This is a genomic window from Pseudomonas sp. BP6, from assembly GCF_017875935.1.
Lineage (GTDB): Bacteria > Pseudomonadota > Gammaproteobacteria > Pseudomonadales > Pseudomonadaceae > Aquipseudomonas > Aquipseudomonas putida_Y.
Genome location: NZ_JAGINI010000001.1, coordinates 3,005,544 through 3,021,147, shown reverse-complemented (window position 1 = coordinate 3,021,147; position 15,604 = coordinate 3,005,544). Strand labels below are relative to the sequence as shown.

12 protein-coding genes are annotated in these 15,604 nt (G+C 63.9%); all 12 read left to right on the top strand.

Features of this window, described 5'->3' with window-relative positions:
- The first annotated feature begins 26 nt into the window (after nt 1-26).
- Nucleotides 27-1,187: an acyl-CoA dehydrogenase family protein gene (locus J3A98_RS13805; protein WP_039613897.1), complete on the top strand. Its 1,161-nt coding sequence runs from the start codon at nt 27-29 to the stop codon at nt 1,185-1,187.
- 17 nt (nt 1,188-1,204) lie between these two features.
- Nucleotides 1,205-3,322, top strand: a complete 2,118-nt coding sequence (locus J3A98_RS13800; RefSeq protein ID WP_176682445.1) for an acetate--CoA ligase family protein — start codon at nt 1,205-1,207, stop codon at nt 3,320-3,322.
- Nucleotides 3,315-4,922, top strand: a complete 1,608-nt coding sequence (locus J3A98_RS13795) for a 5-guanidino-2-oxopentanoate decarboxylase (RefSeq protein ID WP_209966811.1) — start codon at nt 3,315-3,317, stop codon at nt 4,920-4,922. Before J3A98_RS13800 ends, J3A98_RS13795 begins: the two co-directional genes overlap by 8 nt.
- A 34-nt stretch (nt 4,923-4,956) precedes the next feature.
- Complete coding sequence (gene alr / locus J3A98_RS13790; protein ID WP_209966810.1) at nt 4,957-6,186, top strand: alanine racemase; 1,230 nt, start codon at nt 4,957-4,959, stop codon at nt 6,184-6,186.
- A 24-nt stretch (nt 6,187-6,210) separates the two neighbouring features.
- Nucleotides 6,211-7,401 (top strand): pyridoxal phosphate-dependent aminotransferase, encoded by a 1,191-nt coding sequence (locus J3A98_RS13785; RefSeq protein ID WP_209966808.1) that lies wholly within the window; start codon nt 6,211-6,213, stop codon nt 7,399-7,401.
- A complete protein-coding gene (locus tag J3A98_RS13780; RefSeq protein WP_209966806.1) occupies nt 7,394-8,806 on the top strand; it encodes an aldehyde dehydrogenase family protein in 1,413 nt (470 codons plus the stop codon). Before J3A98_RS13785 ends, J3A98_RS13780 begins: the two co-directional genes overlap by 8 nt.
- Before the next feature lie 43 nt (nt 8,807-8,849).
- Entirely contained in the window at nt 8,850-9,551 is a 702-nt protein-coding gene (locus J3A98_RS13775; RefSeq protein ID WP_176682450.1) for an NAD(P)H-dependent oxidoreductase, read from the top strand.
- A 296-nt stretch (nt 9,552-9,847) separates the two neighbouring features.
- Nucleotides 9,848-10,951: a polyamine ABC transporter substrate-binding protein gene (locus J3A98_RS13770; RefSeq protein ID WP_209966804.1), complete on the top strand. Its 1,104-nt coding sequence runs from the start codon at nt 9,848-9,850 to the stop codon at nt 10,949-10,951.
- A gap of 34 nt (nt 10,952-10,985) precedes the next feature.
- Nucleotides 10,986-12,398 carry an aminotransferase gene (locus J3A98_RS13765; RefSeq protein ID WP_209966802.1) on the top strand — a complete coding sequence of 471 codons (1,413 nt, stop codon included), beginning with the start codon at nt 10,986-10,988 and terminating at the stop codon, nt 12,396-12,398.
- A 53-nt stretch (nt 12,399-12,451) separates the two neighbouring features.
- Nucleotides 12,452-13,300 carry a helix-turn-helix transcriptional regulator gene (locus J3A98_RS13760; RefSeq protein ID WP_209966800.1) on the top strand — a complete coding sequence of 283 codons (849 nt, stop codon included), beginning with the start codon at nt 12,452-12,454 and terminating at the stop codon, nt 13,298-13,300.
- A 153-nt stretch (nt 13,301-13,453) separates the two neighbouring features.
- Nucleotides 13,454-14,686: an ethanolamine utilization protein EutH gene (gene eutH, locus J3A98_RS13755; protein WP_176682454.1), complete on the top strand. Its 1,233-nt coding sequence runs from the start codon at nt 13,454-13,456 to the stop codon at nt 14,684-14,686.
- A 115-nt stretch (nt 14,687-14,801) separates the two neighbouring features.
- On the top strand, nt 14,802-15,599 hold the full coding sequence (locus J3A98_RS13750) for a LuxR family transcriptional regulator (RefSeq protein WP_176682455.1): 798 nt from the start codon (nt 14,802-14,804) through the stop codon (nt 15,597-15,599).
- The last annotated feature ends 5 nt before the right edge of the window (nt 15,600-15,604 follow it).

The window sequence follows — 15,604 nt, the reverse complement described above, 5'->3', positions numbered from 1 at the left end:
CCCGACCCTCATCAGGACCTTCGCAGATGAATTTCCAACTGACCCAAGAACAAGAAATGTTGGTGGAAGCGGTACGCAGCTTTGTTGCCAAAGAACTGCTGCCCCATGAGGAAGCGGTGGACCGCGCCGACGCCGTGTCACCCGAGCTGGCTGCGCAGATCCGTGGCAAGGCCATCGCTGCCGGGTTCTATGCCTTCAACATGCCCGAGGAAGTGGGAGGGGGCGGCCTGGACTACCTTTCCCAGGCGCTGATCGAACGTGAGCTGTCCAAGGTGTCCTGGGCGCTGCATGTCTTCGTTGCGCGGCCGTCGAAAATCCTCATGGCCTGCAAGGACGAGCAGATCAACGACTACCTGTTGCCGTGTGTACAGGGCGAGAAGATTGACTGCTTCGCCCTCACCGAACCGGGCGCCGGCTCTGATGCCAACGCCATCAAGACCCGCGCCGTGCGTCAGGGCGATGACTTTGTCATCAACGGTAGCAAGCACTTCATCAGCCACGCGGGCCACGCCGATTTCGCCATTGTCTTCGCTGTCACCGACACCTACGAGCACAACGGGCGCAAGCGCAATGCGGTCACCGCCTTGCTGGTCGACCGGGGTACGCCGGGCATGACCATCCGCCGTGGTCCCAAGTGCGTGAGCAACCGTGGTTATCACACCTACGAGCTGTTCTTCGACGACTGCCGGGTGCCGGCCAGCAAGGTGCTGGGCGAAGTCGGCAAGGGCTGGGAAGTGGCCAACGCCTGGCTTACCGCTGGGCGGGTGATGGTCGCCGCCAACTGCGTGGGCCAGGCCCAGCGCGCCCTTGACCTGTCGCTGCAATGGGCCGCCGACCGCAAACAGTTCGGCCAGGCCATCGGCAGCTACCAAGGGGTGTCGTTCAAGCTGGCCGACATGGCCACACAGATCCGCGCGGCCGAGATGCTCACCCTGCACACCGCCTGGAAGATGGACCAGGGCAGCATGACCGACGGTGAGGCCGGCATGGCCAAGCTGTTTGCCAGTGAAGTGCTGGGCAAGGTCGCCGACGAGGCCGTGCAGATCTTCGGTGGCATGGGCTTGATGGATGAAGGGCCGGTGGAGCGCATCTGGCGCAATGCGCGTATCGAGCGCATCTGGGAGGGTACCTCGGAAATCCAGCGGCATATCATCGCCCGCGAACTGCTGCGCCCGCTGCTGCGCTGAGCGCCAGGAGAACACCCATGTCGCAATCGATTCGTGACAACCTCAAGCGCCTGCTGGCGCCCCGGCACCTGGCTTTTATCGGCGGGCGCAGCATGGCGCGGGCGCTCAAGCGATGCGCCGAAGGTGGCTTTGCCGGTGAGCTGTGGCTGGTCAACCCGCAGCATGAAAGCCTCGAAGGCATCCCTTGCGTGGCACGGGTGGCCGACTTGCCCTACGCCCCGGATGCAGTGTTCATCGCCACCAACCGCGAGCTGACCCTGCAGTGCGTTGCCGAGCTGGCTGCACGCGGGGCCGGTGGCGCCATCTGCTACGCCTCGGGCTTTGCCGAAAGCGGCGAGGAGGGCTGCCAGTTGCAGCAACGCCTGCTCGACGTCGCCGGCAACATGGCCTTGCTCGGCCCCAACTGCTATGGCTTGCTCGACTACCTGCACGGTGCCGCCCTGTGGCCGGTGGCGCATGGTGGCCAGCAAGTGGAGAAGGGGGTGGCGATCCTCACGCAAAGTGGCAACTTCGCCTACAACCTGTCCATGAGCGACCGCTCCCTGCCGGTGGCCTACATGGCCTCGGTCGGCAACCAGGCGCAACTGGGTGTGGCCGAGCTGATGGATGTACTGCTCGACGACCCACGGGTAACCGCCATCGGCCTGCACCTGGAAGGCCTGAAGAACGTGCCGGGCTTCGCCCGCGCCGCGTGCAAGGCACTGCAGCAGGGCACGCCGATCATTGCATTGAAGACCGGCGTTTCGCAGATCGGCGCTGAACTGGCGCTCAGCCACACCAGCTCGTTGTCCGGCTCCGATGCGTTGTACGACAGCCTGTTCCAGCGCCTGGGCGTGATCCGCGTCAGCGGCCCGGTGAGCTTTGTCGAAACGCTCAAGGCCGCAGCCTGCGGACGCTTGCCGGCAGATGGCGAGCTGATTGCGCTGGCCTGTTCAGGCGGCGATGCCGGGCTGATTGCCGACTATGCCGAACGCAACCATCTGCAACTGCCGAAGCTCGAGCAAGGGCAGGTGGCGGCACTGGCGGAGGTGTTGCCGCGCTATGCCAACCTGGTCAACCCACTGGACTTCACTACGGCCATCTGGGGCGATGCAGCCGCCCTGCAACGTATGCTCGACAGTACCCTGAGCGGCGCCGCGGGCGCGGCGATGCTGGTGCTGGACTACCCGGCGGCGTTCACCGGCGAGCGCAAGGAGTGCGACCTGCTGTTGGGGCTGTACTGCGATGCCGTTGAACGCCACGGCAAGATCGGCTTCGTCACCTCGGCTTTCCCGGAACTGTTGCCTGCCAGTGCGCGTGAGCGCCTGCATGCGCGGGGCATCGCAGCCCTGCAGGGCGTGGAAGATGGCCTGGCGGCCTGGGGGCGCATCGTCGCTTACCAAAGGAACCGCCAGCGGTTGCTGGACCAGGGCGAGGCTGCGCGGGTACCGCTGTGCCCGCAGGCCCTCACGGGCGAAAGCCGACTGTTGGACGAATGGCAATCCAAGCAGGCCCTGCGCGCCTTCGGTCTGCCGGTGCCGGCAGGTGTGCTGAGTACGCCCGAGCGCGCTGTGGCAGACGCTGCCCGCGTGGGTTACCCGCTGGTACTGAAGGCGGTCAGCGCACAGCTGCCGCACAAGACCGAAGCTGGCGCCGTGGCGTTGAACCTGCGTGATGCCCGCGCCCTGGAAGCTGCACTGGTGCAGATGCGCCAGTGCATCGCTGACTACGCCCCGCAGGTTGCGTTTGATCAGGTGCTGCTCGAGCCCATGGCCGAGCCGCCCTTGGCCGAGCTCATAGTGGGCATCAAGCGTGAACACGACTTTGCCCTGGCCCTGGTGATCGGTACCGGCGGTGTGCTGGTCGAATTGCTCAAGGACAGTGTCAGCCTGTTGCTGCCCACTACCGACAGCGCCATCCGGGCAGCGCTGCTGAGCCTGCGCAGTGCCAGCCTGCTGCAAGGCTTCCGTGGCCGTCCGGCCGCCAACCTCGATGCCTTGGTCTCGGCCATCCGCGCGGTGGCCGATTACGCCTGCGAAAACGCCGGGCAGTTGCTGGAGCTGGATGTGAACCCATTGATGGTCGGTGCCAACGGCACCACCGCGGTCGACGCGCTGATCCGCCTTGGCCAGGCGCAAGGAGAACGACATGAATGACCTTACTCTGACGGCCGGCCAGGCGCTGGTGCGGTTGTTGGCCAACTACGGCGTGGAGACCGTGTTCGGCATTCCCGGCGTGCACACCCTGGAGCTCTACCGCGGCCTGCCGGGCAGTGGCATTCGCCATGTACTGACCCGCCATGAGCAGGGCGCCGGCTTCATGGCCGACGGCTATGCGCGGGTCAGTGGCAAGCCGGGGGTGTGCTTCGTCATTACCGGCCCGGGCGTGACCAACGTCGCCACCCCCATCGGCCAAGCCTATGCCGACTCGGTGCCGATGCTGGTGATTTCCAGCGTCAACCACACCGCCAGCCTGGGCAAGGGCTGGGGCTGCCTGCACGAAACCCAGGACCAGCGCGCCATGACTGCGCCCATTACCGCGTTTTCTGCGGTGGCCCTGCAGGGCGACGACTTGCCCGAGCTGATCGCGCGCGCCTGGGCAGTGTTCGACAGCGAACGACCGCGCCCGGTGCATATTTCGGTGCCCCTGGACGTGCTGGCGGCATCGGTCAGCCGGGACTGGAGCGATGAGGTGGTACGCCGGCCGGGGCGTGGCCAGCCGTGCCGCGAAACCCTTGAGCAGGCTGCCCTGAAGCTCGCCGCCGCCAAGCGGCCGATGATCATCGCCGGTGGGGGCGCGTTGCACGCGGCTGAACAGTTGCAGCAACTCAGTACGCGGCTGGCGGCGCCTCTGTTCACCAGCGTGGCCGGCAAGGGCTTGTTGTCGCCAGATGCGCCACTCAATGCCGGCGCCAGCCTGTGCGTAGAACCCGGCTGGCAGTTGATCAGCCAGGCTGATGTGGTGCTTGCCGTAGGCACCGAAATGGCCGACACCGACTTTTGGCGTGAGCGCCTGCCGATCCGCGGCGAGCTGCTGCGCGTCGACATCGACCCGCGCAAGTTCAACGATTTCTACCCCTGTGCCATTGCCCTGCAGGGCGATGCCCGGCAAACCTTGGACGGTTTGCTCGAACACCTGCCTGCCCTTGAGCGTGACCCGGCCCAAGCCAGCGCGGCGGTGGCCGCCCTGCGCCAGGCCATCCGCAATGGGCATGCCCCGTTGCAGGCCACGCACCAGGCCATTCTGGACCGTATCGCCGCCGTACTGCCTGACGATGCTTTCATCAGCAGCGACATGACCCAGCTGGCCTATACCGGCAACTACGCCTTCGCCAGCCGAGCGCCACGTAGCTGGCTGCACCCCACCGGTTACGGCACCCTCGGCTACGGCCTGCCGGCCGGCATTGGTGGCATGTTCGCCAGCGACCACCGCCCCGGCCTGGTACTGGTGGGTGATGGCGGCTTCCTGTACACCGCCCAGGAGCTGGCCACTGCCGTCGAGGAGCTGCACCGGCCGCTGGTGGTGTTGCTTTGGAACAATGACGCCCTCGGCCAGATCCGCGACGATATGCTCGGCCTGGATATCGAGCCGGTCGGCGTGCTACCGCGCAACCCGGATTTCATCGGCCTGGCCCGCGCCTTCGGTTGCACAACGCACCAGCCACGCGACCTGGACGCGTTGCAGGCCGACCTGGCCAGCGGCTTCGCCACACCCGGCGTGACGTTCATCGAACTCAAACACACCTGCGTCTGTTAAGGCGCGCACAACGACAAGAACACGAGTAACCACCATGCCATTTCGCCGTACCCTTCTGGCTGCATCCCTGGCACTTCTGATCACCGGACAGGCCCCCCTGTATGCGGCACCCCCGTTGTCGGTGGACAACGGCACCAGCGCCCTGACGGTGCAAAACAGCAACGCCTGGGTCGAAGTCAGTGCCAGCGCCCTGCAACACAACATCCACACCCTGCAGGCTGAATTGGCTGGCAAGTCCAGGCTGTGCGCCGTGCTCAAGGCCGATGCCTATGGCCATGGTATCGGTCTGGTGATGCCGTCGATCATCGCCCAGGGCGTGCCCTGCGTGGCGGTGGCCAGCAACGAGGAGGCCCGGGTGGTCCGCGCCAGCGGCTTCACCGGGCAACTGGTGCGGGTCCGTGCGGCCAGCCTGAGCGAGCTGGAAGATGCCTTGCAGTACGACATGGAAGAGCTGGTTGGCAGCGCTGAGTTCGCCCGCCAGGCTGATGCCATCGCCGCGCGCCATGGCAAGACCCTGCGCATCCATCTGGCATTCAACTCCAGCGGCATGAGCCGTAACGGGGTGGAAATGGCCACCTGGTCCGGCCGCGGTGAAGCGCTGCAGATTACCGACCAGAAGCACCTCGAACTGGTTGCGCTGATGACCCACTTCGCCGTGGAAGACAAGGACGATGTACGCAAGGGCCTGGCGGCATTCAACGAGCAGACCGACTGGTTGATCAAGCACGCCAGGCTAGACCGCAGCAAGCTCACCCTGCACGCCGCCAACTCGTTCGCTACGCTGGAAGTGCCGGAAGCGCGCCTGGACATGGTACGAACGGGGGGCGCGCTGTTCGGCGACACCGTGCCGGGGCGCACCGAGTACAAACGTGCAATGCAGTTCAAATCGCGCGTGGCGGCGGTGCACAGCTATCCGGCCGGCAACACCGTGGGCTATGACCGCACCTTCACCCTGGCCCGTGATTCGCGTCTGGCCAACATTACGGTCGGGTACTCCGACGGCTACCGCCGGGTATTCACCAACAAGGGCCATGTGCTGATCAATGGCCACCGCGTGCCCGTCGTGGGCAAGGTGTCGATGAACACGCTGATGGTCGATGTCACCGACTTCCCTGATGTGAAGGGGGGTAACGAAGTGGTGCTGTTCGGCAAGCAGGCCGGGGGCGAAATCACCCAGGCCGAGATGGAAGAAATCAACGGCGCGTTGCTCGCCGATTTGTACACCGTATGGGGCAGTTCCAACCCGAAGATGCTCGTCGACTGAAATTGCCATTGAAAGGAGATTGCCATGCGCTACGCCAAGCTCACCCAACGCATCGCCGGCGACGGGGCCGCGGCCTGGGACATCCACTACCGCGCCCTGGCGCTTCAGGCCGAGGGCAAGGACATCCTGCTGCTGTCGGTGGGTGACCCGGACTTCGACACGCCCGCGCCTATCGTCGAGGCGGCCATCGACAGCCTGCGCGCTGGCCATACTCATTACGCCGATGTACGCGGCAAGCTGGCGCTGCGCCAGGCCATCGCCAACCGTCACCGGCAACGCAGCGGCCAGACGGTGAGCGCTGACCAGGTGACAGTGCTGGCGGGGGCTCAGTGCGCGTTGTTCTGCGTGGCCCAGTGCATACTCGACCCAGGCGATGAGGTGATCGTTGCCGAACCGATGTATGTCACCTACGAGGCCGTGTTCGGTGCCTGCGGCGCCAAGGTGGTGCCGGTACCGGTCAAGCCTGAGAATGGCTTTCGCGTGTGCCCGCGTGACGTCGCCGAGCGCATTACCCCGCGCACCCGCGCGCTGGCCCTGAACAGCCCGCACAACCCTTCAGGGGCGAGCCTGCCGCGCGCGACCTGGGAAGCGCTGGCCGAACTGTGCGTTGCCCATGACCTGTGGCTTATCTCTGACGAGGTCTACAGCGAGCTGCTGTATGAAGGCGAGCATGTCAGCCCCGGCAGCCTGCCGGGGATGGCCGAGCGCACCGCAACGCTGAACAGCCTGTCGAAATCGCATGCCATGACCGGCTGGCGCATGGGGTGGGTGGTCGGCTCGACAGCACTGGCCACGCATCTGGAAAACCTCGCCCTGTGCATGCTCTACGGCTTGCCGGACTTCGTCCAGGATGCCGCCGTGGTGGCGCTGGAGCACCCGTTGCCCGAACTGGACGCCATGCGCGAAGCCTACCGCCAGCGGCGCGATCTGGTGTGCGAGCAACTGGCCGGCTGCCCGGGCTTGAAGGCGTTGAAGCCCGATGGTGGCATGTTCGTGATGGTCGACATCCGTGAAACCGGCGTCAGCGCCCAGGCCTTCGCCGACTACCTGTTGGACAGCCAGGGCGTGTCGGTGCTCGCCGGCGAGGCATTCGGCCCTAGCGCTGCCGGGCATATCCGCCTGGGCCTGGTGCTGGGCAATGAGGCGCTGGCCGATGCCTGCCAGCGCATTGCCCGCTGTGCCGACGAACTGAAACGGGAGTACGGCCATGCATGAGTATGCGCGGCTGTACATCGATGGCGCCTGGCAGGTGCCGAGCGGGCAGGGCATGGCTGAGGTGATCGACCCGGCCACCGAACAGGCCATTGGCCGGGTACCCTTGGGCGCCGAGGCCGATGTCGAGCGGGCGGTGATGGCGGCGCGGCGGGCCTTCGATGGCTGGTCGCGCACGCCGTCCAGCGTGCGCGCCGGGTACATCCGGGCATTGGTCGCACAGCTGAAAAACCGTGCAGCGGAAATGGCAGCGGTCATCACCGATGAGCTGGGCATGCCGGTGCAGTGGTGCCAGGCGGTGCAGGTCGAAGGCCCGATTGCCGGGTTGGAGCAATACGCCGAACTGGCCAGGCTGATGGACGAGGTGCGCGAAGTCGGCAATTCGCTGGTGTACCGCGAAGCCGTTGGCGTGTGCGCATTCATCAACCCGTGGAACTACCCGCTGCACCAGATGATCGGCAAGCTGGCGCCAGCCCTGGCCGCGGGTTGTACGGTGGTGGTCAAGCCCAGCCAGGAAACACCGCTGCACGCGTTCCTGCTGGCCGATATGATCGATGCCATTGGCCTGCCGGCGGGGGTGTTCAACCTGGTCAGCGGCCCGGGGGCCAAGGTCGGCGAAGCGCTGGCCCGGCACCCGCAGGTGGACATGGTGTCGTTTACCGGCTCCACCGGCGCCGGGGTCAGGGTGTCGCAGGCAGCAGCACCGACGGTAAAGCGGGTATGCCTGGAACTGGGCGGCAAGTCGCCGCTGCTGATTACCGCCGACGCTGACCTGCACGCTGCGGTGCGCCATGGCGTGCAGGACGTGATGATCAACTCGGGGCAGACCTGCACGGCACTGACCCGCATGCTGCTGCCGACCAGCCGCTATGCCGAGGCGCTGGACATTGCCGAGGCCGAAACCCGTGCACTGGTCATGGGCGACCCGCGTGACCCGACCAGCTTCCTCGGGCCAATGTGTTCCGCAGGCCAGCGGCGCACGGTGCTCGACTATATCCGCCTGGGCCAGGAAGAAGGTGCGCGCTTGTTGTGCGGCGGTGATCACGGCGGCTTCGAGCGCGGGTTCTACGTGGCGCCGACGTTGTTCGCCGACGTCGACAACCGTATGCGCATCGCCCAGGAGGAAATCTTTGGCCCGGTGCTGTGCCTGATACCTTATGCCGATGAAGCCCAGGCAGTGGCCCTGGCCAATGACTCGCCATTCGGCTTGTCCAGTGCAGTGTGGGCCGGCGGCCGCGAGCAGGGCCTGGCGCTGGCGCGGCAGATACGTGCCGGGCAGTGCTACATCAACGGTGCCGCGTTCAACTACCAGGCGCCGTTCGGGGGCTACAAGCAATCGGGAAACGGCCGCGAGTGGGGCGAAGAGGGCCTGGCGGAGTTCGTCGAGGTCAAGGCGGTGCAGTGCTGAGCCACTGCGGCAAGATAACCTGTTTTGTGTGAGGAGAATGCTTGTGAATGTACTGATCGTCCACGCTCACCCCGAGCCGCAATCGTTCACGGCTGCCCTGCGTGACCAGGCGGTGGAAACCTTCCGTGCCCAAGGCCATCAGGTGCAGGTCAGCGACTTGTACGGCATGGGCTGGAACCCGGTGGCCAGTGCCGATGACTTTACCCAGCGCGAGAACCCCGAGTACCTCGTGTATGCGCTGGAGCAGCGTCAGGGCGTCAAGCGCGGTGCCATTGCCGCAGACATCCAGCAGGAGCTGGACAAGCTGTTGTGGGCCGATCTGCTGGTGTTGAACTTCCCGATTTTCTGGTTCTCGGCACCGGCCATGCTCAAGGGCTGGATCGACCGGGTGCTGGTGTCGGGGGTGTGCTATGGCGGCAAGCGCTTCTACGACCAGGGCGGGTTGGCCGGCAAGAGGGCGCTGGTGACCGTGACCCTGGGCGGGCGCGAGCACATGTTTGGCGACGGCGCGATTCACGGGCCGCTGGAAGACATGCTGCGGCCGATCCTGCGGGGCACGCTGGCCTATGTCGGGTTCGAGGTGTTGCCGCCGTTCGTGGCGTGGCATGTGCCTTACATCAGTGCTGATGCGCGGCAGGACTTTCTGCAGCAATACCGGCAGCGTCTGGAGCAGCTTTCGGACGACCAGCCACTGGTGTTCCCGCGCCTGGCGCAGTTCGATGAAGCGTTGTACCCGCTGACGTGACCTTTCTCCTGTACTGAACACTGGGGCCGCGTTGCGGCCCTTTCGCGACACAAGGCCGCTCCCACAGGATTACCGCCAGCTTCGAAGGCTGCGCCGTCCTTGTGGGAGCGGCCTTGTGTCGCGAAAGGGCTGCAAAGCAGCCCCAACATTTTGTCGGCATACGATGTTCTGCAAACCTTCCAGCGCCACCTGCCAAAAAGCGACCACCCACACATTCGGGGTATGTCACCCCTGGGCAAATCCACCGATAGTGAACCCATCGGCTCGATCCGGAGCACTCACACGATGGAGTTGCCATGCGCAAGGTACTGAAGGTGATTGGCGGTCTGCTGCTGGCGTCTGGCGCCAGCCTGGCCCAGGCGGCAGAGGTGGACAGCCCCAACACGCTACGGTTGTACAACTGGACCGACTACATCGGTGAAACCACCCTGGCCGACTTCGAGAAGGCCACCGGCATCAAGGTCATCTACGACACCTTCGATGGCTACGAAACCGTGCAGACCAAACTGCTCACCGGCCGTTCCGGCTACGACCTGGTCATGCTCAACGCCTCGCTGGTCCCCCCGCTGATCAGCGCCGGCGTGTTCCAGGCACTGGACAAGCAGCAACTGCCCAGTTGGCACAACCTCGACCAGCAGGTGGTGAACGACCTGCAGGGCTACGACCCTGACCTGAAGTATTCTGCGCCCTACACCTGGGGCAGCTCGGGGGTCACCTACAACGTCGACAAGATCACCGCACGCATGCCCGACGCGCCGATCGGTTCGCTGGCCATGCTGTTCGACCCCAAGATCGTCTCGCGCTTCGCCGACTGCGGCGTCACCCTGATGGACGCGCCCACCGAGGTCATCCCATTGGCCCTGCAGTACCTGGGCAAGGACCCACGCAGCGCGTCGCCGGCCGACCTCAAGGCGGCCGAACAACTGTTGCTCGGCGTCCGCCCTTACATTCGCAAGTTCGATTCGGTGAATTACCTCACCAGCCTGCCCAATGGTGATGTCTGCCTGGCGCTGACCTGGTCCGGTGACTATGCCACCGCCCAGGCCCGCGCAGTGGAAGCGAAGAAGGACATCAAGCTGTCGTTCTTCATTCCCAAGGAAGGCTCGCTGATCTGGTTCGACAACCTGTACATCCCCAAGGATGCGCCGCACGCGGCCAACGCGCACCGCTTCATCGAGTTCTTGTTGCAGCCGCAGACCATGGCCAAGGTCACCGACTACATCCACTACGCCAACAGCAACGCTGCCGCTACCGCGCTGGTGCGTGATGACATTCGCCAGGACCCGGCCATCTACCCCGACGCACCCACCCGCGAACGCCTGTTCGCCCAGAAAACCCAGAGCCCGAAGGACATGCGCGCCATCACCCGGGTCTGGAGCACGGTCAAGACCGGTTTCTGAACACCGCCCAACGATTCCCGCCAAGGAGCTGCCCATGGCCACCCCAAGCAAAGCATTCGCCATTGCCCACGACCCGCTGGTGGACGCCGACAAGGCCCACTACATGCACGGCTACCATGTGTTCGACGAGCACCGCGAACAAGGTGCGTTGAACATCGTCGCCGGTGAAGGCGCCTACATTCGCGACACCCATGGCAACCGTTTCCTCGATGCCGTCGGCGGCATGTGGTGCACCAACATTGGCCTGGGCCGTGAGGAAATGGCCGTGGCCATCGCTGACCAGGTGCGCCAGCTGGCCTATTCCAACCCGTTCTCCGACATGGCCAACGACGTCGCCATCGAGCTGTGCCAGAAGCTCGCGCAGCTGGCGCCGGGTGACTTGAACCATGTGTTCCTCACCACGGGCGGCTCGACCGCGGTCGATACGGCCTACCGGCTGATCCAGTACTACCAGAACTGCCGAGGCAAACCGCACAAGAAGCACATCATCGCCCGCGACAACGCCTACCACGGCTCCACCACCCTGACCATGTCGATTGGCAACAAGGCCGCCGACCGGGTGGCGGAGTTCGATTACCACCACGACCTGATCCACCACGTCTCCAACCCCAACCCGTACCGCGCGCCAGACGACATGGACGAGGCGGAGTTCCTCGACTTCCTGGTGGCAGAGTTCGAGGACAAGATCCTCTCGCTGGGTGCCGACAACGTGGCGGCATTCTTCGCCGAGCCGATCATGGGCTCGGGCGGGGTGATCATTCCGCCCGAGGGGTACTTCCAGCGCATGTGGCAGCTGTGCCAGACCTACGACATCCTGTTCGTCGCCGACGAAGTGGTGACCTCGTTCGGGCGCCTGGGCACCTTCTTCGCCAGCGAGGAACTGTTTGGCGTCATCCCTGACATCATCACCACCGCCAAAGGCCTGACCTCGGCATACCTGCCGCTGGGCGCGTGTATTTTTTCCGAGCGCATCTGGCAAGTGATTGCCGAGCCGGGCAAGGGCCGTTGCTTCACCCACGGTTTTACCTACAGCGGCCACCCGGTGTGCTGCACGGCGGCGCTGAAGAACATCGAGATCATCGAGCGCGAGCAACTGCTCGATCATGTCAAGGACGTGGGGGGTTACCTTGAGCAACGTTTGCAGAGCCTGCGCGAGCTGCCGCTGGTGGGGGATGTGCGCTGCATGAAGCTGATGGCCTGTGTCGAGTTCGTCGCCAACAAGGCCAGCAAGGCACTGTTCGCCGATGAGGTGAACATCGGCGAGCGCATCCACAGCAAGGCGCAGGAAAAAGGCTTGCTGGTGCGCCCGATCATGCACCTGAACGTGATGTCGCCACCGTTGATCATCACCCATGCGCAGGTGGACGAGATCGTCGAGACCCTGCGCCAGTGCATCCTCGAAACCGCGCGTGAACTCACGGCGCTTGGCCTGTACCAAGGCCGATGAACCTGGCGCAAAGGGCTGTGCGCGGGCGTGCCTGGCAGGCTAGACTGCCGGGCATGACCCAGGCCTCCCCCGATACCCCGCTTACCCTCACAATGGGCGCGCTGCAGCAGTGGCACGTGGCGTTGCAGCGCGCCCTGGCCCATGGCGAAACCCCCCAGGCGCTTGAGTATGTGGCCGCTGCCATCGGCCAGTTGGTGCAGGTGGAATCGATGATGATCAGCCTTGAGTGCCAGGGGCGGGCACCGCAGTTGCTGTACCAGCAAGGCATCCCCGAACGGCACCGGGCCGCCGTGCTGGAGCGCTATTTCAGTGCCGGCTACCTGCTGGACCCTTTCTGCCTTGCCGTGCAAAGCGGCCTGGCCGAAGGTTTCTACCACCTGCAGGAAATCGCCCCCGACAACTTCTTCGACAGCGACTACTACAAGGCTTATTACCTGGGTACAGGTTGCAGTGAAGACAGCTACTACATCGTCGACCTCAGCGCAGGCCGCAAGCTGTCGCTGAGCCTGTTCCAGGGCTGCAGCGGCACGCGCCTGAATGCCGGGCAGGTCGACCTGTTGCGTGCGTTGGAGCCGATGGTGCGCGAACTGCTGGGGCGTTATGCCCGGCACAACCTGGAACCGGGCGCTGCATCAACCGAGCGCAGCAGCCTGCAGGCAGCGTTCGACAGCTTTGGCTGCCAGGTGCTGACCGACCGCGAGCGGGAAGTGGCGCACATGATCTTGCGCGGGCACTCGGTGAAATCTACCGCGCTGGAGCTGGGTATCTCGCCGGAGACCGTGCGCATGCACCGCAAGAACCTGTACATGAAACTTGAGATCAACTCGCAATCGGAGTTGTTTGCACGGTTTATCGACTGGTTACGCGGTGATCAGCTGGAAATCCTTAGCGTAACGCGGTGATCAATTTTCTATACCTCCCGGTATATGGACAGCCCTGCACCTTGCCGCATAGCTTAACCCTCGACGGGGCGCGCCATGCTCAAGCCATAACAACAACGATGCCCCGTTACATTTCAGTCCTGCCAACCCAAAACTCTAAAAATGAGGCGGCAAATGGAAAGCATCGGCACCTATGTCATCTACGTCATCATGGTGTGCGCGGTACTGGGTGCCGTGGCATCCATCTACAACCCTGAAGGCGAGCTGGGCCAGGAGTTCATCGCCGGCCTGCACAGCATCGGCCCCATCTTCATCCCGGTAGCCGGCATCATGGCGGCGATACCGTACATTTCAGCAGGTATCAGTCATGTGATCGCGCCACTGTTCCAGGCCATCGGGGCCGACCCTGGCATCGCCGGTCCCATCTTCATCGCCTCGGACATGGGCGGCTACCAGTTAGCCAAAGCGCTGGCGCAAAGCCAGGAAGGCTGGATCCTCGGCCTGATCACCGGCTTTCAGTGCGGCGCCACCATCATCTTCGTCATTCCGGTCGGGCTGGCCATGCTGCACAAGGCCGACCACAAGTACATGGCACTGGGGATCATGGCCGGGCTGCTGACCATTCCGCTGAGCATCATGATCATTGCCATGACCATGCAGGCGCTTGGCCTGAGCGTGCGTCCGGACATCGCTACCACTGGCGCCGCTACCCAGGCACTGCACTTCACCTGGGCAATGCTGCTGCGCAACCTGATGCCGTTGATCCTGTTTTGCATTGCCCTGGCAGCGGCATTGCGCTACTTCCCCACACTGATGGTGTACCTGTTCCTCAAGCTCGGCCAGTTCATGTACATCGCCGTGGTGTTGGTGCTGGTAGCGTCCATCGTGCAGTACTTCACCGGCCTGTTCAGCCACCTGTTCGGCAGCTGGGGTTTTGCGCCGATCATCGCCGATGCCGATGATCAGTTTCGCGCCTTGGAAATTGCTGGCTACATCGGCCTGATGCTGTGCGGGGCGTTCCCCATGGTGCACTTGCTCAAGCGCTTCCTGGCGCGGCCAATCGAACGGGTGGCCTCGCGCTTTGGCATGTCTGGTGTCGGTGCGGCTGGGGTATTGGCGGCCTCGGCGAATATCCTGGCCATGTTTCGCTTGGTCAGCGAAATGCCGCCCAAGGACAAGGTATTGGTGATCGCTTTCTCTGTGTGCGCCGCGTTCACCTTTGGCGACCACATGGCCTTCTCCGCCAACTTCCAGCCCTCGCTGATACTGCCGTTGATGATAGGCAAACTCAGTGGCGGCCTGATCGCCATGCTGCTGGCCAGTTGGCTGGCGGTGCCCAAGGCGCAGGAGCTGGGACGTCAGGACGCTGCCGCAGGTGTCTGCAAGGGGGTGGCCGAGCCGTCCTGAGCAAAAGCGTCATGCGCATGATCCGGAGCGTCCTGGGCGCTCCGGATTTTGTGTTTTTAACCGATCAAGGCGGTAAGGTCATGCAGGCCTTCGGTGCATGAGCGTGTGGTGAGCAATGACAAAAGATGAGGCAAACGAGTTGGCAGCGGTGATCGAGGCGATTGGCAGCGAACAGCTGGGACCGGCGCTGGATGCGTGGCTGCGCAGCAAGCTGACATTCGACATGAGTTGCGCCTACCTGTTCCAGTTCAATCAACCAGCACTGCTGGTGCATAACGGGTACAACCGTACGGTCACGGAGCGTACGTTGAACGCCTACGTGCGCGGCGGCTACCTGCTTGACCCGTTCTACGTTGCTTGCGTCAACGAGCACCCATCCGGGCTATGGCGCATGAGCGAACTGGCACCTGACTGCTTCTTCTCTTCAGGGTTTGCCATTTCCAAGGACATCCACCCCTGCGTGTCGTCCGACTATGGGACGGCGGTGGATGAGGTGGGCTTCATCATTCCCCTGCGGCCCCAGTTGGCGATCGTCTATTCGCTGATGCGCAACCACGGCAGTGGGGATTTCGATGCAGGGGAAATGGAGCTGTTGGCGGCAATGTCGCCGCTGCTGGCTTCGGTTTTTGGTCAGCACTGTCGATTGCGTTACGCTGATATCCTGCGCGCGGCACCAGAGGGGGTGGTGCTGGAGGACGCCTTCGTAGAGATCTTGCAAGGGCAACTGACTGAAACCCAGCGCCTTATCGCCAAGTTGTTGTTACAGGGACACAGCAATGCGTCGATTGCGCGGCAGCTGAATATTTCCGATGGGACGGTAAAGGTGCACAAGCACAACATCTATCAGCGCCTGGAAATTTCATCCAACGCCGAACTGTTTCGCCTGTTTATCGATTATCTGGCCAAGGGCTGATACAG

Bases quoted from the DNA above. Each gene is read 5' to 3' on its own strand.
- J3A98_RS13780 (WP_209966806.1), top strand. From the start codon at position 7,394: ATGCATGAGTATGCGCGGCTGTACATCGATGGCGCCTGGCAGGTGCCG.
- J3A98_RS13795 (WP_209966811.1), top strand. From the start codon at position 3,315: ATGAATGACCTTACTCTGACGGCCGGCCAGGCGCTGGTGCGGTTGTTG.
- alr (WP_209966810.1), top strand. From the start codon at position 4,957: ATGCCATTTCGCCGTACCCTTCTGGCTGCATCCCTGGCACTTCTGATC.
- J3A98_RS13750 (WP_176682455.1), top strand. From the start codon at position 14,802: ATGACAAAAGATGAGGCAAACGAGTTGGCAGCGGTGATCGAGGCGATT.
- J3A98_RS13770 (WP_209966804.1), top strand. From the start codon at position 9,848: ATGCGCAAGGTACTGAAGGTGATTGGCGGTCTGCTGCTGGCGTCTGGC.
- J3A98_RS13800 (WP_176682445.1), top strand. From the start codon at position 1,205: ATGTCGCAATCGATTCGTGACAACCTCAAGCGCCTGCTGGCGCCCCGG.
- J3A98_RS13805 (WP_039613897.1), top strand. From the start codon at position 27: ATGAATTTCCAACTGACCCAAGAACAAGAAATGTTGGTGGAAGCGGTA.
- J3A98_RS13785 (WP_209966808.1), top strand. From the start codon at position 6,211: ATGCGCTACGCCAAGCTCACCCAACGCATCGCCGGCGACGGGGCCGCG.
- J3A98_RS13765 (WP_209966802.1), top strand. From the start codon at position 10,986: ATGGCCACCCCAAGCAAAGCATTCGCCATTGCCCACGACCCGCTGGTG.
- eutH (WP_176682454.1), top strand. From the start codon at position 13,454: ATGGAAAGCATCGGCACCTATGTCATCTACGTCATCATGGTGTGCGCG.
- J3A98_RS13760 (WP_209966800.1), top strand. From the start codon at position 12,452: ATGACCCAGGCCTCCCCCGATACCCCGCTTACCCTCACAATGGGCGCG.